Origin of the sequence: Polymorphum gilvum SL003B-26A1, assembly GCF_000192745.1 — a bacterium.
In the GTDB taxonomy this organism is placed as follows: domain Bacteria; phylum Pseudomonadota; class Alphaproteobacteria; order Rhizobiales; family Stappiaceae; genus Polymorphum; species Polymorphum gilvum.
Map to the genome: position 1 here is coordinate 2,509,401 of NC_015259.1, position 19,504 is coordinate 2,528,904.

Consider the following 19,504-nt stretch of genomic DNA (forward strand, 5'->3'; position numbering starts at 1 on the left):
CGGGCCCGCAAGCCCGCGCCCTCGTCAGGCGGCGCAGCCCCGCGACCGCGGAACGAGGCGTCCTGCCAGGTCCGCAAAGATCTCCAGGAACCGTGTCACGTCCGCACGGTCGCTGCCCCAGCCGAGGCTAATGCGCAGCGCGCAGCGAGCGGTCTCCTCGTCGACGCCCATGGCCGTCAGCACATGCGAGGCGGCCACCTTGCCCGACGAACAGGCTGCGCCGGACGACACGGAGGCCCCGGCGAGGTCGCACGCGATCAGCGCCGTTTCCGCGGCAACGCCCGGCAGGGCGAAGCAGGTCGTGTTGGCCAGCCGCCGCGCGCGCTGCGAAAACACCACGGTCTGCGGACATATATGGCGCAGTCCGGTTTCGAGAAGCCCTGTCAGGTCGCGCAGCCGATCCATGTCGACCAGGTCGGCCGCAGCACTCGTCGCAGCAACGCCGAATCCGGCGAGCGCGGCGACGTTTTCGGTTCCAGCCCGGCGTCGGCCCTCCTGTCCGCCGCCGGTCAGCAGCGGCTTCGGCGCCACGCCCGCCCGTTTCAGCACCAGCGCGCCGGCGCCCTGCGGGCCGCCGAGCTTGTGCGCCGACAGGCTGATCGCATCCACCTGCCAGGTAGCGAGGTCGAGAGCGATGCGGCCCGCCGCCTGCACGGCGTCGACATGGAAGATCCCTCCGGCAGCCTTGACCAGGGCGCCAATCTGCTCCAGCGGCTGCAGTACGCCGGTCTCGTTGTTCGCCGCCATGACCGACACCAGCGCCGGCCCGCCCTCGGCGAGCAGCGCCTCAAGCGCGTCGAGCCGCACGACGCCGTCGGCATCGACGGGGACCGTCGCGACCTGGCTGGCCGGGAAGCGACCGCCGGCAAGCACCGACGGATGCTCGGTCGCCGTGCACAGCAGGCGGTTCAGGTAGAGCGGACCGTCGCCGCCCTGCCACTCCGGCGTCAGGGCGGTGACGTTGGCCTCGGTGCCGCCGCTGGTGAAGATGACCCCGCGTGCGGAGGTGCCGCACAGCCGCGCCACCGCCTCGCGGGCATCCTCGATCCGGCCCCTCGCCCGCCGGCCCGGCGCATGGACGGACGAGGCGTTGCCGGTTTCCTGGAGGCAGTCGATGACGCACGCGCGGACCTGCGGGCGCAGCGGTGCGCCGGCATTGTAGTCCAGATAGAGGTGCGGCCGATCCGACGTCATGACCCGGCTGTGTTCCTGCTTGATGCCCGGCGCCCCGTTTTACGCCCGGATGACGGAAAACTTGAAATTTCCCGCCGCGATGACGATAACGTGGCCCAAGCTGTCGATCTTCCGTCCGCATACCGGAGCCTGTCCGGCCCGGAGGGACTTTCGAATTATTCTAAACAAGGTTCTAGAAACATGGAGCCTCGGAGTCAAGTTTGGACTCAGGGTTTTCACGTACTAGGCCCGCAAACTTTCCCGTCCGGGCGACGGGAACCACAAAAGGATACCGCGCTTCATGCCCGAGGTGATTTTCAACGGCCCTGCCGGTCGCCTGGAAGGCCGTTTCCATCCCGCCAAGAAACGGAACGCGCCGATCGCGCTCGTGCTGCACCTGCACCCGCAGTTCGGCGGCACGATGAACAACCAGATCGTCTATCAGCTCTATTACATGTTTGCGCAACGCGGCTTCGCGGTGCTGCGGTTCAACTTCCGCGGCGTCGGCCGCTCGCAGGGCTCCTTCGACCACGGCCAGGGTGAGCTTTCGGATGCCGCCGCCGCGCTTGACTGGGTCCAGACCGTGCATCCGGACGCCCGTGCCTGCTGGATCGCCGGCTTTTCCTTTGGCGCCTGGATCGGCATGCAGTTGCTGATGCGCCGTCCCGAGGTGGAAGGCTTCATCTCGGTCGCCCCGCCGGCGAACCTGCATGACTTCTCCTTCCTCGCGCCCTGCCCGTCTTCCGGCCTGATCGTCCACGGCGACCAGGACAAGGTCGTGCCGGCCAAGGACGTCCAGACCCTGGTCGACAAGCTGAAAACCCAGAAGGGAATCGTCATCGACCAGGAAACGATCCCGGGTGCCAACCACTTCTTCGAGAACGACATCGACGAGCTGATGCTGCGCTGCGGCACCTATCTCGACAAGCGCCTCGGGCTGACCAGCGAAGTGGCCTGACCGGCGACGCGTTCCGATAATCGAAAGACGAAGGCCCGGCTCGCGCCGGGCCTTCGTCTTTTGCTGTCCTGTGCCTGCCTTGCTGCGCTGCCGGGTCGGCTGCGCGGCGCCTGCCCTCAGCTGCCCGGGGTCCAGGCCTGGTAGTCGCCGGTCACCTCGGGCCGTTTTTCCGGGGTCAGGATCGAGCCCCTGGGCCGGTAGGCCGCCGGCGTTCCGGTCAGGTTCGGATGATGCGGCTTCTGCCAGGACTTTGCGTGGTAGCTTTCCTCGGTCGGCGGCGTGTCGACGCGGTGATGCATCCAGCCATGCCAGCCCGGAGGAATGGCAGAGGCCTCGGCAAGGCCGTTGTAGATGACCCAGCGCTTCTTGCCGCCGCGCTCGCGGTAGTACTTGTTGCCGAACTCGTCCTCGCCGACGAACTCGCCCTTGCGCCAGGTGAAGAAACGCGTGCCCATGGTCTGGCCGTTCCACCAGGTGAAGAGTTCGAGCAGAAGGGTTTTCATAAGCGCGGGACTCCGGGGCCAAGCGGTCGGCGGCACGGCGGTTGCCGGATGCCAGCCTGTTTTGGCCCGGACTATGCCGCGCTGCGGCGCCCGTGTCCAGTAGCCGGCGGCACAAATGCGCTGCGCTGCGGCACGGCGGGAGGGCCCCGCCTAGGAGACGTGATTGCGCAGGGCGGCGAAGGATTCGGGTCGGCGCCGCCTGGAGAAGGGCCGCGCGCGCAGCGCTTCCTTGCGGTCCTGCTCCTCGCGCGCCAGCGCCTTGCGCGCCGCGGTCTTCTGGGACGCGAGCCGGTGCTCCAGCTCGTCGGCGCCGTGCGCCTGGTCCTCGGTGCTGAACACCTGGTCGACGGCCTCCTGGACCTCGGCATAGCGGCGGTGCGCCCGCTCGTGATAGGCGCGCGCGTTGTCTAGGGTCTGCATCTTGGCGGCCTGCTCGTCGAGCAGCTTGTCGACGCCCTTGATCGTGTAGAAGCCGTGGCGGTCCGGCACAAACGGCCGGTCGTCGGCCACCAGCCAGCGCAGGCGATTGTAGAGCGTCGAGGGCGACACCGGCTTGACGAGCAGATGATGGGCGCCGGCCCTGAGCGCCTTTTCGACCAGCGCCCGAGTGCCGTGGGCGGTGACGAAAAGCACCGGCACGAAGCACAGGGGATCCATGTTCTTGTGGCGGATCAGACGCAGCATCTGGTAGCCGCTTGCCGGTTCCATGCGCCAGTCGGTCAGGATCAGGTTCGGCGGCTCGGTCAGCATCGCCTGCAGCGCCTCGTCGACCGAATCGAACACCCGCACCCGGTCTACCTTGAAGCTCAGCAGCGTCGAGCGCAGGATCGTCTGCATCGGTTTGGAATCCTCGATCACCACCGCGTCGAGCGCTTCGATGGGCAATCCGTAGGCGGCATGATGTTTCATGGGGTCACGGGTCCGATGCAGTCCTCACCGTCTCCCTTGTCGCACGGCGCCTTTTAAATCGGCTTGAAGCGCGCCCGGGCGATTTGCATCAAATTGTCCGCACCTCGTCCGCACCGGCCGGACGGCGGTCAGGCGGTACCACCCGGTCCGCGCGCCGACCGTTCCCGGCCTTGGCCGACCGCCGCCGCGCTGCCGGACATCACTCTCCCCGATTTCCACAGAAGCCACTATATTTAGGGAGATCTTCGCTTATCCACACAACAGCTAGGCCGCGTCAGCTTGACGGTAACGAACGATTCACACTAGTGTTCGATCATCACGGTGTGCGTATCCCGGGGCCGGCCTTTTCCTCCGACCTCCATCAGTAGAAACTGCAAGGTGGCAAGGCCCGCAGGTCGTTGACGGCGGGATGAGCTGTCGTGCGCCCGAAAGGCGGACATCGCGACAAGACGGCCCGGAAGTCCTATATATGGATTAGGCATTCCGGAACTCCACAAAATGACGGACCCCGCTGCGGAACGGGGTCCATGACAGGGTGGCGGCAGATTCGGCTTCCGGGTGCGGACGCATCCGGAGAACGGCAATGTTGCCAATTTGATTGCCTGACGGCGGCCGATACGGCCCGAGCTTGACGAAGGGGGCATGGAATGCGGATTGAGCGGCGCTACACCAAGGAAGGCCAGTCGCCCTACGCTGACATCGAGTTCGCGACCACCACCAGCGAGATCCGCAATCCGGACGGCTCGGTGGTGTTTCGCCTTGAGAACATTTACGTCCCCGCCCAGTTCTCGCAGGTGGCGTCGGACATCCTCGCCCAGAAGTATTTCCGCAAGGCCGGCGTCCCCGCCCGCCTGAAGCCCGTCGAGGAAAACACCGTTCCCTCCTGGCTGTGGCGCCGCGAGGCCGACACCGCCGCCTTGGCCGATCTTCCCGAAGACGAGCGCTATGGTTCGGAGACCGACAGCCGTCAGGTGTTCGACCGCCTTGCCGGCACATGGACCTACTGGGGCTGGAAGGGCGGCTATTTCGACGCCGAAGCCGATGCGCGCGCCTTTTATGACGAGCTGCGCTACATGCTGGCGACGCAGAAGGTGGCGCCGAACAGTCCGCAGTGGTTCAACACCGGCCTGCACTGGGCCTACGGCATCGACGGGCCGAGCCAGGGCCACTACTACGTCGACTTCCAGACCGGCGAACTGACCAAGTCGGCCTCCGCCTACGAGCATCCGCAGCCGCACGCCTGCTTCATCCAGTCGGTCGAGGACGATCTCGTCAACGAGAACGGCATCATGGACCTGTGGGTGCGCGAGGCGCGTCTGTTCAAGTACGGCTCGGGCACCGGCTCCAACTTCTCGCGCCTGCGCGGCGAAGGCGAGCGGCTGTCGGGCGGCGGCAAGTCGTCCGGCCTGATGAGCTTCCTGAAGATCGGCGACCGCGCCGCGGGCGCGATCAAGTCCGGCGGCACCACCCGGCGTGCGGCCAAGATGGTCGTCGTCGACGTCGATCACCCCGACATCGAATCCTACATCAACTGGAAGGTGAAGGAGGAGCAGAAGGTCGCCGCGCTGGTCACCGGCTCGCGCATCTGCCAGAAGCACCTGTCGGCGATCATGAAGGCCTGCGTCAACTGCCAGGCCGACAACGACGACTGTTTCGACCCGGCCAAGAACCCGGCCCTGAAGCGGGAGATTCGGGCGGCCAAGAAGATGATGGTGCCGGAGAACTACATCCGCCGCGTCATCCAGTTCGCCCGCCAGGGCTACACCGCGATCGAGTTCCCGACCTACGACACCGACTGGGACTCCGAGGCCTATCTGACCGTCTCCGGCCAGAACTCCAACAACTCGGTGCGCGTCACCGACGGTTTCCTGTCGGCGGTCGTCACCGACGGCAGCTGGGACCTGACCGCCCGCCGCGACGGCAAGGTGATGAAGACCATCAAGGCGCGCGAGCTGTGGGAACAGATCGGCTATGCCGCCTGGGCCTCGGCCGATCCCGGCATCCAGTACCACACCACCATCAACGACTGGCACACCTGCCCGGCGTCGGGCGAGATCCGCGCCTCCAATCCGTGCTCGGAATACATGTTCCTGGACGACACGGCCTGCAACCTGGCGTCCCTGAACCTGCTGCAGTTCCGCCGCGCCGACCGCTCCTTCGACGTCGAGGCCTACGAGCACGCCACCCGGCTGTGGACCATCGTGCTGGAGATCTCGGTGCTGATGGCGCAGTTCCCGTCCAGGGAGATCGCGGAGCTGTCCTACAGGTTCCGCACCCTCGGCCTCGGCTACGCCAACATCGGCGGCCTGCTGATGACCTCGGGCATTCCCTATGACAGCGCCGAGGGTCGCGCCATCTGCGGCGCCCTGACCGCCATCATGACCGGCGTCGCCTATGCCACCTCGGCCGAGATGGCCGGCGAGCTCGGCGCCTTCCCCGGCTATGCCGAGAACGCCGAGCACATGCTGCGCGTCATGCGCAACCACCGCCGCGCCGCCTATGGCGAGGTCGACGGCTACGAGAAGCTGCACACCAACCCGGTGCCGCTCGACCATGCCTCCTGCCCGGACAAGGTGTTGATCGAACGCGCCCGCGCCGCCTGGGACCGCGCCCTGGAACTCGGCGAGAAGCACGGCTACCGCAACGCGCAGTCGACCGTGATCGCCCCGACCGGCACCATCGGCCTGGTCATGGACTGCGACACCACCGGCATCGAGCCCGACTTCGCCCTGGTCAAGTTCAAGAAGCTCGCCGGCGGCGGCTACTTCAAGATCATCAACCGCGCGGTGCCCGAGGCGCTGCGCGTGCTCGGCTACAGCGAGAGCCAGATCGCCGAGATCGAGGCCTATGCCGTCGGCCATGGCTCGATCGATCAGTCGCCCGGCATCAACCCGACGGCGCTCAGGGCCAAGGGCTTCACCGAGGCGACGATCGACAAGATCAAGGCGTCGCTGAAGGCGGCCTTCGACATCAAGTTCGTGTTCAACCGCTGGACGGTCGGCGACGAGCAGATGGCGGCGCTGGAGATCCCGGAAGAGAAGCTCTCCGACCCAGCCTTCGACCTGCTGACGCACATCGGCTTCACCAAGGCAGAGATCGAGGCGGCCAACACGCATGTCTGCGGGGCGATGACGCTGGAAGGCGCGCCGCACCTGAAGCAGGAACACTATCCGGTGTTCGACTGCGCCAACCCGTGCGGCAAGATCGGCAAGCGCTTCCTGTCGGTGGACAGCCACATCCGCATGATGGCGGCGGCCCAGCCGTTCATCTCCGGCGCCATCTCCAAGACGATCAACATGCCCAACGAGGCGACCGTCGAGGACTGCAAGGAAGCCTACATGCTGTCCTGGCGCCTGGCGCTGAAGGCCAATGCGCTCTACCGCGACGGCTCCAAGCTCAGCCAGCCGCTCAACGCCCAGCTCATCGCCGACGAGGACGAAGATGCGGACGAGGCCGCCGAGGCCATCGCCGCCAAGCCGGCCGCGGCCAAGGCCGAGATGATCGCCGAGCGGATCGTCGAGCGCATCATCGAGCGCACCGTGCGCGAGCGCGAGAAGATGCCCGACCGGCGCAAGGGCTACACCCAGAAGGCGCGCGTCGGCGGCCACAAGGTGTACCTGACCACCGGCGAATACGAGGACGGCCGGCTCGGCGAGATCTTCATCGACATGCACAAGGAAGGGGCCGCCTTCCGTTCGCTGATGAACAACTTCGCCATCGCCATCTCGCTCGGCCTGCAGTACGGCGTGCCGCTGGAGGAATATGTCGACGCCTTCACCTTCACCCGTTTCGAGCCGGCGGGCATGGTGCAGGGCAACGAGGCGATCAAGAACGCCACGTCGATCCTCGACTACATCTTCCGCGAACTGGCCGTGTCCTACCTCGGCCGCCACGACCTCGCCCATGTGCCGCCGGAGGCGATCGGCAACACCGCCATGAGCGCCGGCCCGAACGAGGGCCGCGGCGGCGCCAGCGAGCCGGCGGTGGTCTCCCACGGCCTGGTGCGCGGCCAGACCGAGCGCTTCCGCCTGGTTTCCGGCCGCGGCGAACCGGCCGGCGCGCTCGGCACCGCAGTCGCGGCGAAGCCGGTGTCGGCGCCTGTCGCGCAGACCTCGGCGGTCGCCACCGCCTTCGCCCGCGCCGGTAACACGGAAGTGGCGGTCAAGCTGGAGACGGCCGCCGCCCCGGCCCTGTCCTCCGCCGCCGAGCGAATCGCCGAGGCGCGCATGAAGGGCTACGAGGGCGAAAGCTGCTCGGAATGCGGCAACTTCACCATGGTGCGCAACGGCACGTGCCTGAAGTGCGACACCTGCGGCTCGACCAGCGGCTGCTCGTGACGGCGTGAGGCGGGGTTCCTCAGCGACACCCCGCCTGCCTGCCCTGACGCGACAAAGACCCGCCCACGGGAAACCGGGGCGGGTCTTTCCGTGCTCGGCATGAGCAGTACCCTTGAGACGAACATGCCGCATTGCCGGTGCGCGGCAGAATCGCGAGGCGGCCGGCACAATCGGCGCGCCGCGCGGCCTGGGCGATCCGCTCCCCGCCCTTTTCCATCGCGCGCAAAAAAAGCGAAACATGGTTTACGCGCGCAAAAAGGTACGGCTTTCCATGGTCTTGCCGGGGCGGCTTGGCGGAGGCTGCCGCGACGACACAACCCGAAACTCGCCTTATGGTTATTCCGCGAAAAACTGACAACTCTTGATATTCGTTAACGAACCGTTACCATTCGTCGGCAGCAGCGGCGCACGCCGCCTTGGTCCTGGTCTCGAGTAAGGGGCGGAACATGCGGATTGATCGTCGGTTCACGACCGAGGGGGCGTCTCCCTACGCCAGCATCAGCTTTCGACGCCACACGACCGAAATGCGGTCAAGCGACGGGCGGCTCCTGTCGCGCCAGGCCGATATCGAGGTGCCGGCGCAGTTCTCCCAGATCGCCGCCGACATCCTGTCGCAGAAGTATTTCCGCCGCAAAGGCGTGCCGGCCGCGCTGCGCAGGGTCGACGAGCCCGGCGTGCCTGTCTGGCTGCAGCGATCGGAGCCCGACGAAGACGCGCTCGCCGCCCTTCCGGAATCGGCGCGCTTTGGCGGCGAGACCTCGGCCCGCCAGGTGTTTGACCGGCTCGCCGGCGCCTGGACCTACTGGGGCTGGCGCTGCGGCCATTTCGACACGGAGGGCGACGCGCGCACCTTCTTCGACGAGATGCGCCACATGCTGGCACTGCAGATGGCGGCGCCGAATTCGCCGCAGTGGTTCAACACCGGTCTGCACTGGGCCTACGGCATCGCCGGGGTCGCCCAGGGCCACTGGCATGTCGACCTCGCCAGCGGCGAGGCGGTCGCCTCGACCAGCGCCTACGAACGGCCGCAGGTCCACGCCAGCATCATCCTGTCGGTCAAGGACGATCTGGTCGGCGACAACGGCATCATGGACCTGTGGGTGCGCGAGGCGCGCCTGTTCAAGTACGGCTCGGGTACCGGCACCAACTTCTCGGCGATCCGCGGCGCCGGCGAGCCGCTCGACCACGGCGGCAAGTCGGCCGGGCTGCTGTCGTTCCTGAAGGTCGGCGACGCCGCCGCCGGCTCGCTGCGCTCCGGCGGTACGACGCGGGCCGCCGCCAAGATGGTCGTGGTCGACATCGACCATCCCGACATCGAGGACTTCATCGACTGGAAGGTCAAGGAGGAGGAGAAGGTCGCCGCCATCGTCGCCGGCTCCAAGATGGCCGCCCGCCGGCTGTCGCGGATCCTGGAGATCGTCGACGCGGTCGAACATCACCGCTACCGCGACAACGCCTACAAGCGCGAGCTGGACCGGGCCATTGAGGAAGCGCGCGCCGCCCTCATTCCCGACGGCTACATCGAACGGGTGATCCATTTCGCCGAGCAGGGGCACGGCGGGCTCGAATTCCGCACCTACGACGTCGACTGGGACAGCGACGCCTACCGCACGGTCTCGGGCCAGAACGCCAACAACTCGGTGCGCGTGCCGGACGCCTTCCTCGAAGCGGTCGAGCGCGGCGCGCCGTGGCGGCTGGTGCAGCGCACCGACCCGCGCAAGGGGCGCGAGGTCGATGCCCGCGCGTTGTGGCACAAGGTCGCCGGCGCGGCCTGGGCGTCGGCCGATCCGGGCGTGCAGTTCGACACCACCATCAACGCCTGGCACACCTGCCCGCGCTCGGGGCGCATCAACGGGTCGAACTCCTGCTCGGAGTTCATGTTCCTCGACGACACCGCCTGCCCCCTCGCCTCGCTCAACCTGATGGCCTTCCGCGACGCCGACGGCGGCTTTCGCGTCGACGACTTCCGCCATGCGGTGCGGCTGTGGACACTCAGCCTCGACATCTCCATCTCGATGGCCCAATACCCGTCACGCGCGACCGCGCGCCGCACCGCGCGCTACCGGCCGATCGGCCTCGGCTACGCCAATCTCGGCGGCCTGCTGATGTCGCTCGGCATCCCCTACGACAGCGATGCCGGCCGCGCCTACTGTGCCGCGGTGACCGCGCTGCTGACCGGCTGGACCTACCGGACCTCGGCGGAACTCGCCGCCGAACAGGGGCCGTTCGAGGGCTACCGCGCCAACGCCGCCCACATGCTCAGGGTGATCCGCAACCACCGCCGCGCCGCCCACGGCACAACGCAGGTCAGCGCCTACGAGGGTCTGGCGACGCCGCCCGTGCCGCTCGGCGCCAGCGCCTGCCCCGACGCGCCGCTGCATGCCGCCGCGGTCGAGGCCTGGGACCAGGCGCTCGCCCTCGGCGAACGCCACGGCTATCGCAACGCCCAGGCCTCTGTGATCGCGCCGACCGGAACCATCGGCCTGGTCATGGACTGCGCCACGACCGGCATCGAGCCCGATTTCGCCCTGGTCAAGTTCAAGAAGCTCGCCGGCGGCGGCTTCTTCAAGATCATCAACGGCATGGTGCCGACCGCCCTGCGCCGCCTCGGCTATGCCGAGCACGAGGTGCGCGACATCGTCGCCCATGCCGTCGGCCACGGCTCGCTGGAGCTTGCGCCGTTCGTCAACCGGGCCCGGCTCGCCGCGCTCGGCATGAGCGAAGCCGTGCTCGACCGCATCGAGGACGCGCTGAAGAGTGCCTCCCACATCAAGGACGCGTTCGGCCCGTGGATCGTCGGCGACGACGTCCTGCGTCGCGAGCTCGCAATCCCCGAGGCCGCGCTGGGCCGCGCCCGCTCCGATCTGCTGCGCCAGCTCGGCTTCACGCGTGCCCAGATCGAGGCCGCCAACGCGCATGTCTGCGGCACGATGAGCCTCGAGGGCGCCCCGCATCTGCGCCTCGAGCACTATCCGGTGTTCGACTGCGCCAATCCGTGCGGATCGAAAGGCACCCGCTTCCTGCCGGTCGACAGCCACATCCGCATGATGGCGGCGGCCCAGCCGTTCGTGTCCGGCGCCATATCCAAGACGGTCAACATGCCGAACAAGGCCAGCGTCGAGGACTGCAAGACCGCCTACGGCCTGTCCTGGCGCCTCGGTCTGAAGGCCAATGCGCTCTATCGCGACGGCTCCAAGCTGAGCCAGCCCCTCAACCTGCGCCTGCGCGAGGACGACGACGCCCAGGAAGAGGACGCGGCCGAGGGGCCCGCAGACGAGTCGCCCCCCTTTGATGCTCCCGTCGACATCCCGGTCCAGGCCGGGACCCAGGCTGCGGCCGGCACGGCGACGCCGCGGATGCGGCGCTGGCGCATGGCGCGGAGCCTGCGCGAGTTCGCCCGGGCGCGCCGCGCCGACACGACCGAACGACCCGACCCCGGCGGCAGCACGATCGGCGGCTGACCTGGCTCAGGCTCAGGCTCAGGCTCAGGCCGGATTATGGAATTCTTAACGATTCACCGGAACCGGCTGCCCCCGGAGAGAGGCGCTCTCCTGTTCAGGACTTGTTCTGAGATTCCAGTTGGATGGGAGTGCTCGTTCAAGCACTGCTCAAGCCACAGCTTCCTCGTCCTCGTCGAGGTCCAGATCCGGTGCCGGCCCGTTGGCCAGCGCCTCGGCGAGTTCGATGTAGAGTTTGCCGGGCAGCGGCGGCGCGAAGATGTAGCCCTGGGCCGCGGTGACGCCGAGTTCGCGCAGCCGCTCGATCTGCTCCATCCGTTCGACGCCTTCGGCGATGATGCCCATGCCCAGATTGTCGGCGAGTTCCACCATGGAGTCGACGATCGTGGTCGAACTGTCGTCGGTGCCGAGCGCGTCGACGAACATCTTGTCGATCTTGATGATGTCGATGCCGAGCTTCTGCAGGTAGGCCATGCCGCCGTGGCCGGTGCCGACGTCGTCCAGCGCCACGCGCACGCCAAGCGCCTGCAGTTCGGCGATGATCTTGCGCGCAAGGTCCATGTCCTGCAGCGGATGGCGCTCGGTCACCTCGACCACGATCTGCTGGAACGCGATGTCGGAACTGCCGTAGATCTCCTTGATGTCCTCCACGATCTGCCGGTCGTTGAAGTGTCCTGCGAACAGGTTGACCGACAGCTTCAGGTCCGGATGGTCGCGATAGAGCGCGCCGACCTCGGTCGCGGTCTGGCGCATCAGCTGGCGGGTCATCTCGAAAATGTGGCCGGTCGATTCCGCATAGGGCATGAACTGGCCGGGCGAGACCATGGTGCCGTCGGCGCGCCGCCAGCGCATCAGCACCTCGCAGCCGCGCAGGCGGCCGGTCTCGATGTCCATCACCGGCTGGTAATAGGGAATGAATTCCTTGCGCCGGATGGCGGCGACGAACTCGTCGTCCGCCTCGCTGTCCGGGCGCCAGGAGAACCACACGCCGATGGCGACGAACAGGATGGCGAAGCCGGCGCAGGCGATCGCGACGATCATCTTCAGGTCGTGCACGAGATGGATCGCGGCCGAGCGCGGCGCGGTGACATGGGCCTTGAGCGGATAGCGGGCCGAGGGCACGTCGACCGTCAGCATCTGGTCGGCCGGACCGCCCTCCGAGCCGAACCCGCCGGCGGTCATCCAGGCGACGTCGTTGCCGAGCCGCAGTTCCGCGCGGCGGAAGGCGCGCAGGTAGTCCGGCCCGGGATCGACGGCGATCGCCAGCGGCGAGATCTCGGCGAACAGGCGGCTGGAATTGCCGAGATGCCAGCTCACCACGGCGACGTTGGCGCCCATGAACTGCTTGTCCAGCATGCCGATGCCGACCAGTGGCGCGTCCGGCTTCAGGGCCGGCAGGATCGCCTCGCCGGACATCTCGCCGTCGGGAACGATGCACATGCGCACCCCGTTGCGGTCGACGAGGCCGATGCGCTCGACGAAGCCGAGATCCGTGATCGCCGCCTGGAACGCCAGCCGATCCTCGCGGGCGCAGGTCATCACCTGGTCGCGGTGCAGGCGCTGCAGGACTGCGACCGCGCCGCTGATCGCGTTCTCGCCGCGCACGATGTAGCGTTCGGCCATGGCCCGCATTTCGGTTTGGGCGTGGGTCAGGGCATAGTTGTCGAGAATGAAGTTGGCCGCGATCAGGGGCGCGACGGCGAGCACGATCGCCACACATACGGCCCTGATGAAGATCATGTAGCGACGGGACACGGCGCGGCCTGAATAGAGAAATGCCTTTGCGACCATGGGCCACAGTCGTAAACAACGCCTGAACGACGTTCACCTTTCGGGCCGCGCGGCGGGCCGCCAGTCAATCAATCGCGGGAGGATGCCATGAAGGCACTGTTCATCGGCCAAGCCTATATCGACGTCACGTTCCTGACCGACTACCTGCCGACCGGCGACGAGAAGACCATCGCCCGGGACTACGCCGTCTCCTTCGGCGGTAACGCGGTCACCGCGGCCTTCTGCTGCGCCCGGCTCGGCCATGCGCCGGACCTGATGTGCTCGCAGGCCGACGATTGGCTGGCGCGCATGTTCCTCGACATGGCGGCGATCTACGGCATCTCCGTGCACGGCCGCAAGGTGCGCGAATCCTCGCTGTCTTTCATCATGCCCAAGGACGGCAAGCGCGCCATCGTGCGCTGCCGCGACAACGACTTCCTGCACCCCTTCCCGCCGCTCAACCTCAACGGCTGCCGCGCGCTGCATCTCGACGGACACATGCCCGATGCCGCCATCCACTATGCGCGCGCCTGTCGCGAGGCCGGCATCCTGACCTCGCTGGACGGCGGCGCGGTGCGCGAGAACACCGCCGACCTGCTGCATTTCATCGACGTGGCCGTGGTCTCGGAACGCTTCTGCGACCATCTCGGCCTCAGCATCGAGGGCACCCTCGACTATCTTCGCGCCAAGGGCTGCAAGGTCGGTGGCGTCACCATCGGCGAGCGCGGCATGTACTGGTACGAGGGCGCTGGAGACATCCGCCACCAGCCCGCCCTGGACGTTCCGATGGAGAAGGTGGTCGACACCAACGGCGCCGGAGACATGTTCCACGGCGCCTACATCGCCTCCTGGCTCGGCGACCCGACGGCGTCATGGGAGCAGCACTTCCGCTTCGCCCGCGCCGCCTCGGCCCATTCGATCCAGCACCTGGGCAACGAGGCTAGCCTGCCCTCGCAGGCCGACGTCGCCGAAGCGATGCGCCTCTACCCGGAAAGAACTGCCTGAGCAGGTTCGCCAGGACGGCGACTCGGCCCGCCCGCCGGCGTCAATCTGCTTGCCAGCACCGAGGCGTTGACGCATCTTGGCCGGCGGGAAGGTCGTGGGTTGGTATAAATCGGAGTGACTTGATGCGGACTTTTCTCCTGCGCGGTACCGCCGTCGCCGTCGTTGCTCTCGCCCTGGCCAGGAGCGCGCTCGCCTTCGAGCCGACCGGCAATGCGACCGCGGATGCCTTCCTCGGGCTCATTGAGGCCGGCAAGGCCCGGGTCGCCTCCGTCGGCGCGGTCAGCGGGCACGGCGACCAGATCGAGATTCGCGAGATCGTGCTGGACGGCACCGACGAGCCGGGCACCTCGGCGGAGATCGCCAAGGTGGTCATCACCGGCGGAGAGGTCCTCGCCGACGGCCGCCTCAAGATGGCGGCGCTCGCCCTCGACGACGTGACGCTCGACGCCGACGACACCGAAGTCTCGTTCACCGCCTTCCGCGCCACCGACCTGGTGCTGCCGTCGGCCGCGGAAATCGCCGCCGGCGGCGGCGAGCCGGTCGTCGGCCCGTCCTATCGCACGATCGAGACCTTCGGCGTGACCGTGATCACCGAGGACGGCAACGAGGTTGCGCTCGACAAGCTCTTCGTGGCGGTCGACGCCATGGACGGCGACCTGCCGACCGCCGGGCGTCTTGCCCTGTCCGGACTGCTCGTCGAGGCGGAGAACCTCGACGAGGACGGCAAGAAGAGCCTGACCGACCTCGGCTACGACAGCCTGACGCTCGACGTCGATGCGGCCTTCGCCTGGGATCCGCAGACCGGTGTTCTCGACCTGTCCCGGCTGGACCTGTCCGGTGCGGAGGTCGGAGCGCTGGCGCTCAAGGTCCAGCTCGCCGGCCTCACCCGCGAGGTGGTGACCAGGCTCAACGAGAGCCGAGAGGATTCCGACCAGGCGCTCGCCCTGCTGCAGGGCGTCTCGGTGGCTGGCCTGTCGATCCGCTTCGACAACGATTCGGTCGTCGAGCGCCTGCTCGACAGCCAGGCCAAGGAAGCCGGCGTCGATCGCGACACCTTCGTGGCCCAGCTCCAGGCTGGCCTGCCGATGCTGCTCACCATCCTGCAGAACCAGGCGTTCCAGGACATGGTGATGCGCGCGGTCACGACCTTCCTGCAGGATCCGGTGTCCCTGCACGCCGAGGCCAAGCCGGCCGCGCCGGTTACCGTCGCCCAGATCATGGGCACCGCCATGATGGCACCGCAAAGCCTGCCGCAGGTCCTCGGCGTCAGCGTGAGCGCCAACGGCAACTGACCGCGCCGGATCGGCCGCGCCCGCCGCGAGCGTGCGGCGGCCGGTCCTGCGCCGCATTCCCGACGCGGTGCGGTATTACGCCGCCGCCCGCACACATGCCATGGAGATGGCCCATGACCGGACGGAACGCTTGGCTCGGCACCCTCGCACGCGGCGCCGTACTGGTGCTGCTGATCGGCGTTCCCGGTCGGGCGGCGGCCAACTCCGCCGAGGACATCGTCAGCCGCTGGTTCGCGGAGTTGGCGACCAGAGGAGCCGGGATCGCGCGCTACGGCCACATTGAGGCGGGCGTCGGTGACGGCGACGTCAGGGTCCTGGATGGTGAGGTGGTCTTTTCCATGTCCCTGCCCAACGGCGAGGACGAAGCCACCGTCCGCATCACCTTCGACGAGACGGTCTACGAAGGCCTGGCGGAAACCGCCCAAGGCTATTCGGCCGAATCGGTCCGCATCCCCGGCGACCTGGTCGTCACCGTCACATTTCCGTTCGCGCCGTCGGCAGAGACCGGGCCGAGCGAGGGCGGCGCGCCGAAACGGCCGCGCACCGGCAGCGATCCGTCGGGGTTGGCGGATGACTCGCCGGACGCCGAGCGCACCATGACCGTCTCCTTCGTTCACAGCGACTTCGAGGCGACAAGCGTCGCCTGGCCGCGCCTGCCCGAGCTTTCGAGTGATCCGCAGCGGCCTGTGACGCGCCATTTCGAGCTCGCCGGAGCGATCCTGGCCCTCAAGGCCGAGCGGGCGTTCGCCCCGGTCATCGAGTTCTCGATGGAAATGGATGAAGGCGTCTCGTCAAACGTGCGTTACGAGGACTGGCTGATCCGCGACCTGGCCGACGGCCGGATCGCCGAGCAGGTTGTCGCTGGCATGGAGCAGACCGAAACCGCCCCGGCGCTGGACGGCAGCGGCGAGCCGGTGACCGTCACGGTCACGGCAGGCCGCAGCACGCTGCGCGGTTTCGATGCCATGCCGATCCTGACCTTGCTCGGCCAGGGCACCGACCCGACGCGCCTGACCGTGGTCCACTGGCAGGAAACCCGCGACATCGAGATGAGCGCTGCCGATGTCACCGTCAGCGTCGCCGGCGTCGCCGCCGAGGGTGTCGGCCTCACCCGGGCGGAAACGCCGCAGATCGTGGGCTACCTGGATCAGGCGGCGCTCGACCAGGGTCCAAGCGACGACGACGCGGTCCAGGCCATCCTGAAACTGCCGGGGCTGTTGCGCATCGACCGGTTCGACCTCGACACGCTGCGCGTGTCTTCGCCGCAGGGCTCCGGCGCAATCCGGCGCATGAACCTGCGCCGGCTCGACGGCGATGGTCTGGGCGAATTCGCCGTCGAAGGCATCGTCGGCGAGGCCGGAGACCTGGGCAGCCTGCGCCTCGACCGACTGGCCGTCGCCGACGTCGGCTTTCCCTCGCTCGCCGCCTTCGTCGCGCTCGGAGAACAGGAAGGCGAGCCTACGATGGCGGAGATCCTCAAGGTCAGCCCGCTGGTCGGCCTGTTCGAGATCGTCGGCTTCGCACTCGAAAGCGCCGAACTCGGCGGCCGCTTCACGATCGACGAGCACCGGGTGAGCCAGCGCGGCCACGTCAACCGGATCCCGACCGACATCGCGCTCACGACTCGCGGTCTGCGCTTCCCGACCGCCGTGATCGATGACCCGCAAGCGCAGGCGCTGCTGGACGGCCTCGGTCTGGAAGAGATCGAGATCGACCAGCGGCTGCGCATCGACTGGAACGCGGCAACCGGCGACCTGACCCTGCACGACCTGTCGCTGACGCTGAGGGACGGTGCAAGCGCCCGCCTGACGCTGACGCTCGGCAGCGTCCAGGCGAACCTGTTCGAGGCGCCGGAAACGGCCCAGATGGCGCTTGCCCTGGCGACCCTGAAGTCCGCCCGGATGCGGATCACCGACGCCGACCTGGTGCGCGTCTTCATCGACCACCAGGCCCGCGAGGCGGGACTGTCCCCCGACACCATGGCGCTCGGTCTTGCCGACTACCTGCGCGAGGAACTGGGCCCGCTCGCCGGAACCCGTTTCGGCGAGGACCTGGTCGCCGCCGCCCGGACCTTCCTGGTCGATCCGCGGGAGATCGTGGTCGAACTCGCCCCCGCCGCGCCGGTACCGCTGACACAGGTGCTCGGCATGGCCGCGACCGCGCCGGCCGGCCTGCCGGACCTGCTCGGCGCACGCGTGTCGGCCAGATAGCGGCGGCCGGGCCTATTCGGCGGCGGAGCGGTCGGCCGGCCGGAACTGCAGGTCGTACAGGCGCCGGTATAGGCCGTCGCGGGCGAACAGGTCGGCATGCGAGCCGCTTTCCGCCACCTGGCCGCGGTCGAGGACATGGATCATGTCGGCATCGCGCACGGTCGCCAGCCGATGGGCGATGACCAGCGTCGTGCGGCCCTTCATCAGCCGCTTGAGGGCGCCCTGCACCTTAGCCTCCGATTCGGCGTCGAGTGCCGAGGTCGCCTCGTCGAGCAGCAGGATCGGCGCGTTGCGCAGCATCGCCCGCGCGATCGCGACCCTCTGGCGCTGGCCGCCCGACAGACGGGTGCCGCCCTCGCCCGCCGGCGTGTCGTAGCCCTGGTCCAGTTCCAGGATGAACTCGTGGGCATTGGCATCCATGGCCGCGCGGATGATCTCCGCGTCGCCAGCGCCCGGCCGCCCGAGGGCGATGTTGTCGCGGATCGACAGGTCGAACAGGAAGGTGTCCTGCGTCACCAGCGCGATCTGGCCGCGCAGCGAGGCGACCGATACGGTGCGGATGTCCTGGCCGTCGATCAGGATGCGCCCGCCGGTCACGTCGTAGAAGCGCTCGATCAGGCTGAAGGTGGTCGACTTACCGGCCCCCGAGGCTCCGACCAGCGCCGTCACCTTGCCCGCCTCCGCGACCATGGTCAGACCGCGCAGGGCCTGCGCCTCGCCGTAGCCGAAGGTGACGTCCTTGAACCGGATCTCGCCGGTTCCGACCGCCAGCGTGCCGGTCCCGTCCCGGTCGACGAAGGACGGCGGCTGGTCGAGCAGCTCGTACATCAGCCGCACGCCGACCAGGCCGCTGCTCAGGTTGACGTGCAGCCGCGCCAGCCGCTTGGCCGGGTCGTAGGCCAGTAGCAGCGCCGTGATGAAGGCGAAGAACCCGCCTGGGTCCTGGTCCAGCTCGACGACGCTGTAGCCGCCGTAGAGGATGACCAGCGCGACGGCGAAGCCGCCGAGCGTCTCCATCAGCGGCGAGGTGCGCGCGCTCAGCGATGCGATCCGGTTGGCCCGGTGTTCGACGTCCTCGACCGCCCGGTTCATCTCCCGGCGCATGCGCGCCTCGACGCCGAAGGCCTTGACCACGCGGATGCCGATCGCCGTCTCCTGCACCGCCGAGACGATTCTGGTCATCGACACGAACTGGGACCTGGCGTGCTTGCGCACCCGGCGCACCAGCATCGACACGCCGATCACCGCTGGCGGCATGATCAGCAGCGCGATAATGCTGAGGCCCGGATCCTGCACCACCATGACCGTCACCAGTCCGACGATGGTCAAAAGGTCGCGGCCGATCGAGGTGACGACCATGTCGAGCACCGCGCGCGCCGCCTGGGTGTTGTGCGACAGGCGCGTCGCCAGGTCGCCGAGCGCGGTGCGGTCGAAGAAGGCGAGATCCTGCCGCGTGACGGTGTCGAATAGGCGGCGCTGGCAGTCCGCCACGATGGCGTTGCCGATGCGGCTCAGCACCACGATCTGGCCGTAAGTCGCCGCGCCCTTGACGGTGAAGATCGCCATCACGGCCAGCGCGATCGCCACGATCATGGTCGGATCGCGGTTGATGAACACCTCGTTGATGACGTCGCGCATGATCCAGGCGCTCGCCGCCGTCGAGGCGGCGACGAGGGCCATGAACACGAAGGCGATAGCGTAGCGCGGCAGGTGGGCGCGGGCGTTTTCCGACACGAGGCGCCGCAGCAGCGACAGCGTGCCGTCAGGGTCCTGGAAGAGCCGCCCCGCGATTGCCTTGATCACCGCCATCTCGCCTTTCGTCGCAACTGCGCCGGCCGATGCGAGGGGCCCCGCGATCCGCCGGCCGCCCCCGCGCGATTATCCGCGCC

The 19,504-nt window shown here is 68.0% G+C and carries 11 protein-coding genes; 6 read left to right on the top strand and 5 right to left on the bottom strand.

What is annotated here, in order from left to right:
* Window positions 1-24 precede the first annotated feature (24 nt).
* Window positions 25-1,194 carry a cysteine desulfurase family protein gene (locus tag SL003B_RS11950; RefSeq protein WP_013653104.1) on the bottom strand — a complete coding sequence of 390 codons (1,170 nt, stop codon included), beginning with the start codon at window positions 1,192-1,194 and terminating at the stop codon, window positions 25-27.
* 280 nt (window positions 1,195-1,474) lie between these two features.
* On the opposite strand from SL003B_RS11950, the gene SL003B_RS11955 reads away from it, so the two are divergent.
* Window positions 1,475-2,131, top strand: coding sequence for an alpha/beta hydrolase (locus SL003B_RS11955; protein WP_013653105.1), 657 nt, complete (start codon window positions 1,475-1,477; stop codon window positions 2,129-2,131).
* 116 nt (window positions 2,132-2,247) lie between these two features.
* On the opposite strand, the gene SL003B_RS11960 is transcribed toward SL003B_RS11955, so the two are convergent.
* The gene (locus tag SL003B_RS11960) at window positions 2,248-2,634 is read right to left on the bottom strand and encodes an NADH:ubiquinone oxidoreductase subunit NDUFA12 (protein WP_013653106.1); all 387 of its coding nucleotides are present in this window, start codon (window positions 2,632-2,634) and stop codon (window positions 2,248-2,250) included.
* Between the two features lie 150 nt (window positions 2,635-2,784).
* The gene (locus SL003B_RS11965; protein ID WP_013653107.1) at window positions 2,785-3,543 is read right to left on the bottom strand and encodes a response regulator; all 759 of its coding nucleotides are present in this window, start codon (window positions 3,541-3,543) and stop codon (window positions 2,785-2,787) included.
* Window positions 3,544-4,190: 647 nt separating this feature from the next.
* Between SL003B_RS11965 and SL003B_RS11970 the strand changes: the two genes are divergently transcribed.
* A complete protein-coding gene (locus SL003B_RS11970) occupies window positions 4,191-7,880 on the top strand; it encodes a vitamin B12-dependent ribonucleotide reductase (RefSeq protein ID WP_013653109.1) in 3,690 nt (1,229 codons plus the stop codon).
* Between the two features lie 446 nt (window positions 7,881-8,326).
* On the top strand, window positions 8,327-11,341 hold the full coding sequence (locus SL003B_RS11975) for an adenosylcobalamin-dependent ribonucleoside-diphosphate reductase (RefSeq protein WP_013653110.1): 3,015 nt from the start codon (window positions 8,327-8,329) through the stop codon (window positions 11,339-11,341).
* Between the two features lie 147 nt (window positions 11,342-11,488).
* Here the strand turns inward: SL003B_RS11975 and SL003B_RS11980 are convergent, their stop codons facing one another.
* Window positions 11,489-13,129 (bottom strand): EAL domain-containing protein, encoded by a 1,641-nt coding sequence (locus tag SL003B_RS11980; protein ID WP_013653111.1) that lies wholly within the window; start codon window positions 13,127-13,129, stop codon window positions 11,489-11,491.
* Between the two features lie 87 nt (window positions 13,130-13,216).
* Here SL003B_RS11980 and SL003B_RS11985 point away from each other — a divergent pair, with 87 nt between their 5' ends.
* The 3 genes from SL003B_RS11985 to SL003B_RS11995 all read left to right on the top strand — a co-directional run bounded on the left by SL003B_RS11985 (window position 13,217) and on the right by SL003B_RS11995 (window position 17,615).
* Complete coding sequence (locus SL003B_RS11985) at window positions 13,217-14,113, top strand: sugar kinase (protein ID WP_013653112.1); 897 nt, start codon at window positions 13,217-13,219, stop codon at window positions 14,111-14,113.
* A gap of 122 nt (window positions 14,114-14,235) precedes the next feature.
* Window positions 14,236-15,405 carry a hypothetical protein gene (locus SL003B_RS11990; RefSeq protein WP_013653113.1) on the top strand — a complete coding sequence of 390 codons (1,170 nt, stop codon included), beginning with the start codon at window positions 14,236-14,238 and terminating at the stop codon, window positions 15,403-15,405.
* A gap of 113 nt (window positions 15,406-15,518) precedes the next feature.
* Window positions 15,519-17,615: a hypothetical protein gene (locus SL003B_RS11995; RefSeq protein WP_013653114.1), complete on the top strand. Its 2,097-nt coding sequence runs from the start codon at window positions 15,519-15,521 to the stop codon at window positions 17,613-17,615.
* A gap of 12 nt (window positions 17,616-17,627) precedes the next feature.
* On the opposite strand, the gene SL003B_RS12000 is transcribed toward SL003B_RS11995, so the two are convergent.
* The gene (locus tag SL003B_RS12000; protein WP_013653115.1) at window positions 17,628-19,424 is read right to left on the bottom strand and encodes an ABC transporter ATP-binding protein; all 1,797 of its coding nucleotides are present in this window, start codon (window positions 19,422-19,424) and stop codon (window positions 17,628-17,630) included.
* Between the last annotated feature and the right edge of the window lie 80 nt (window positions 19,425-19,504).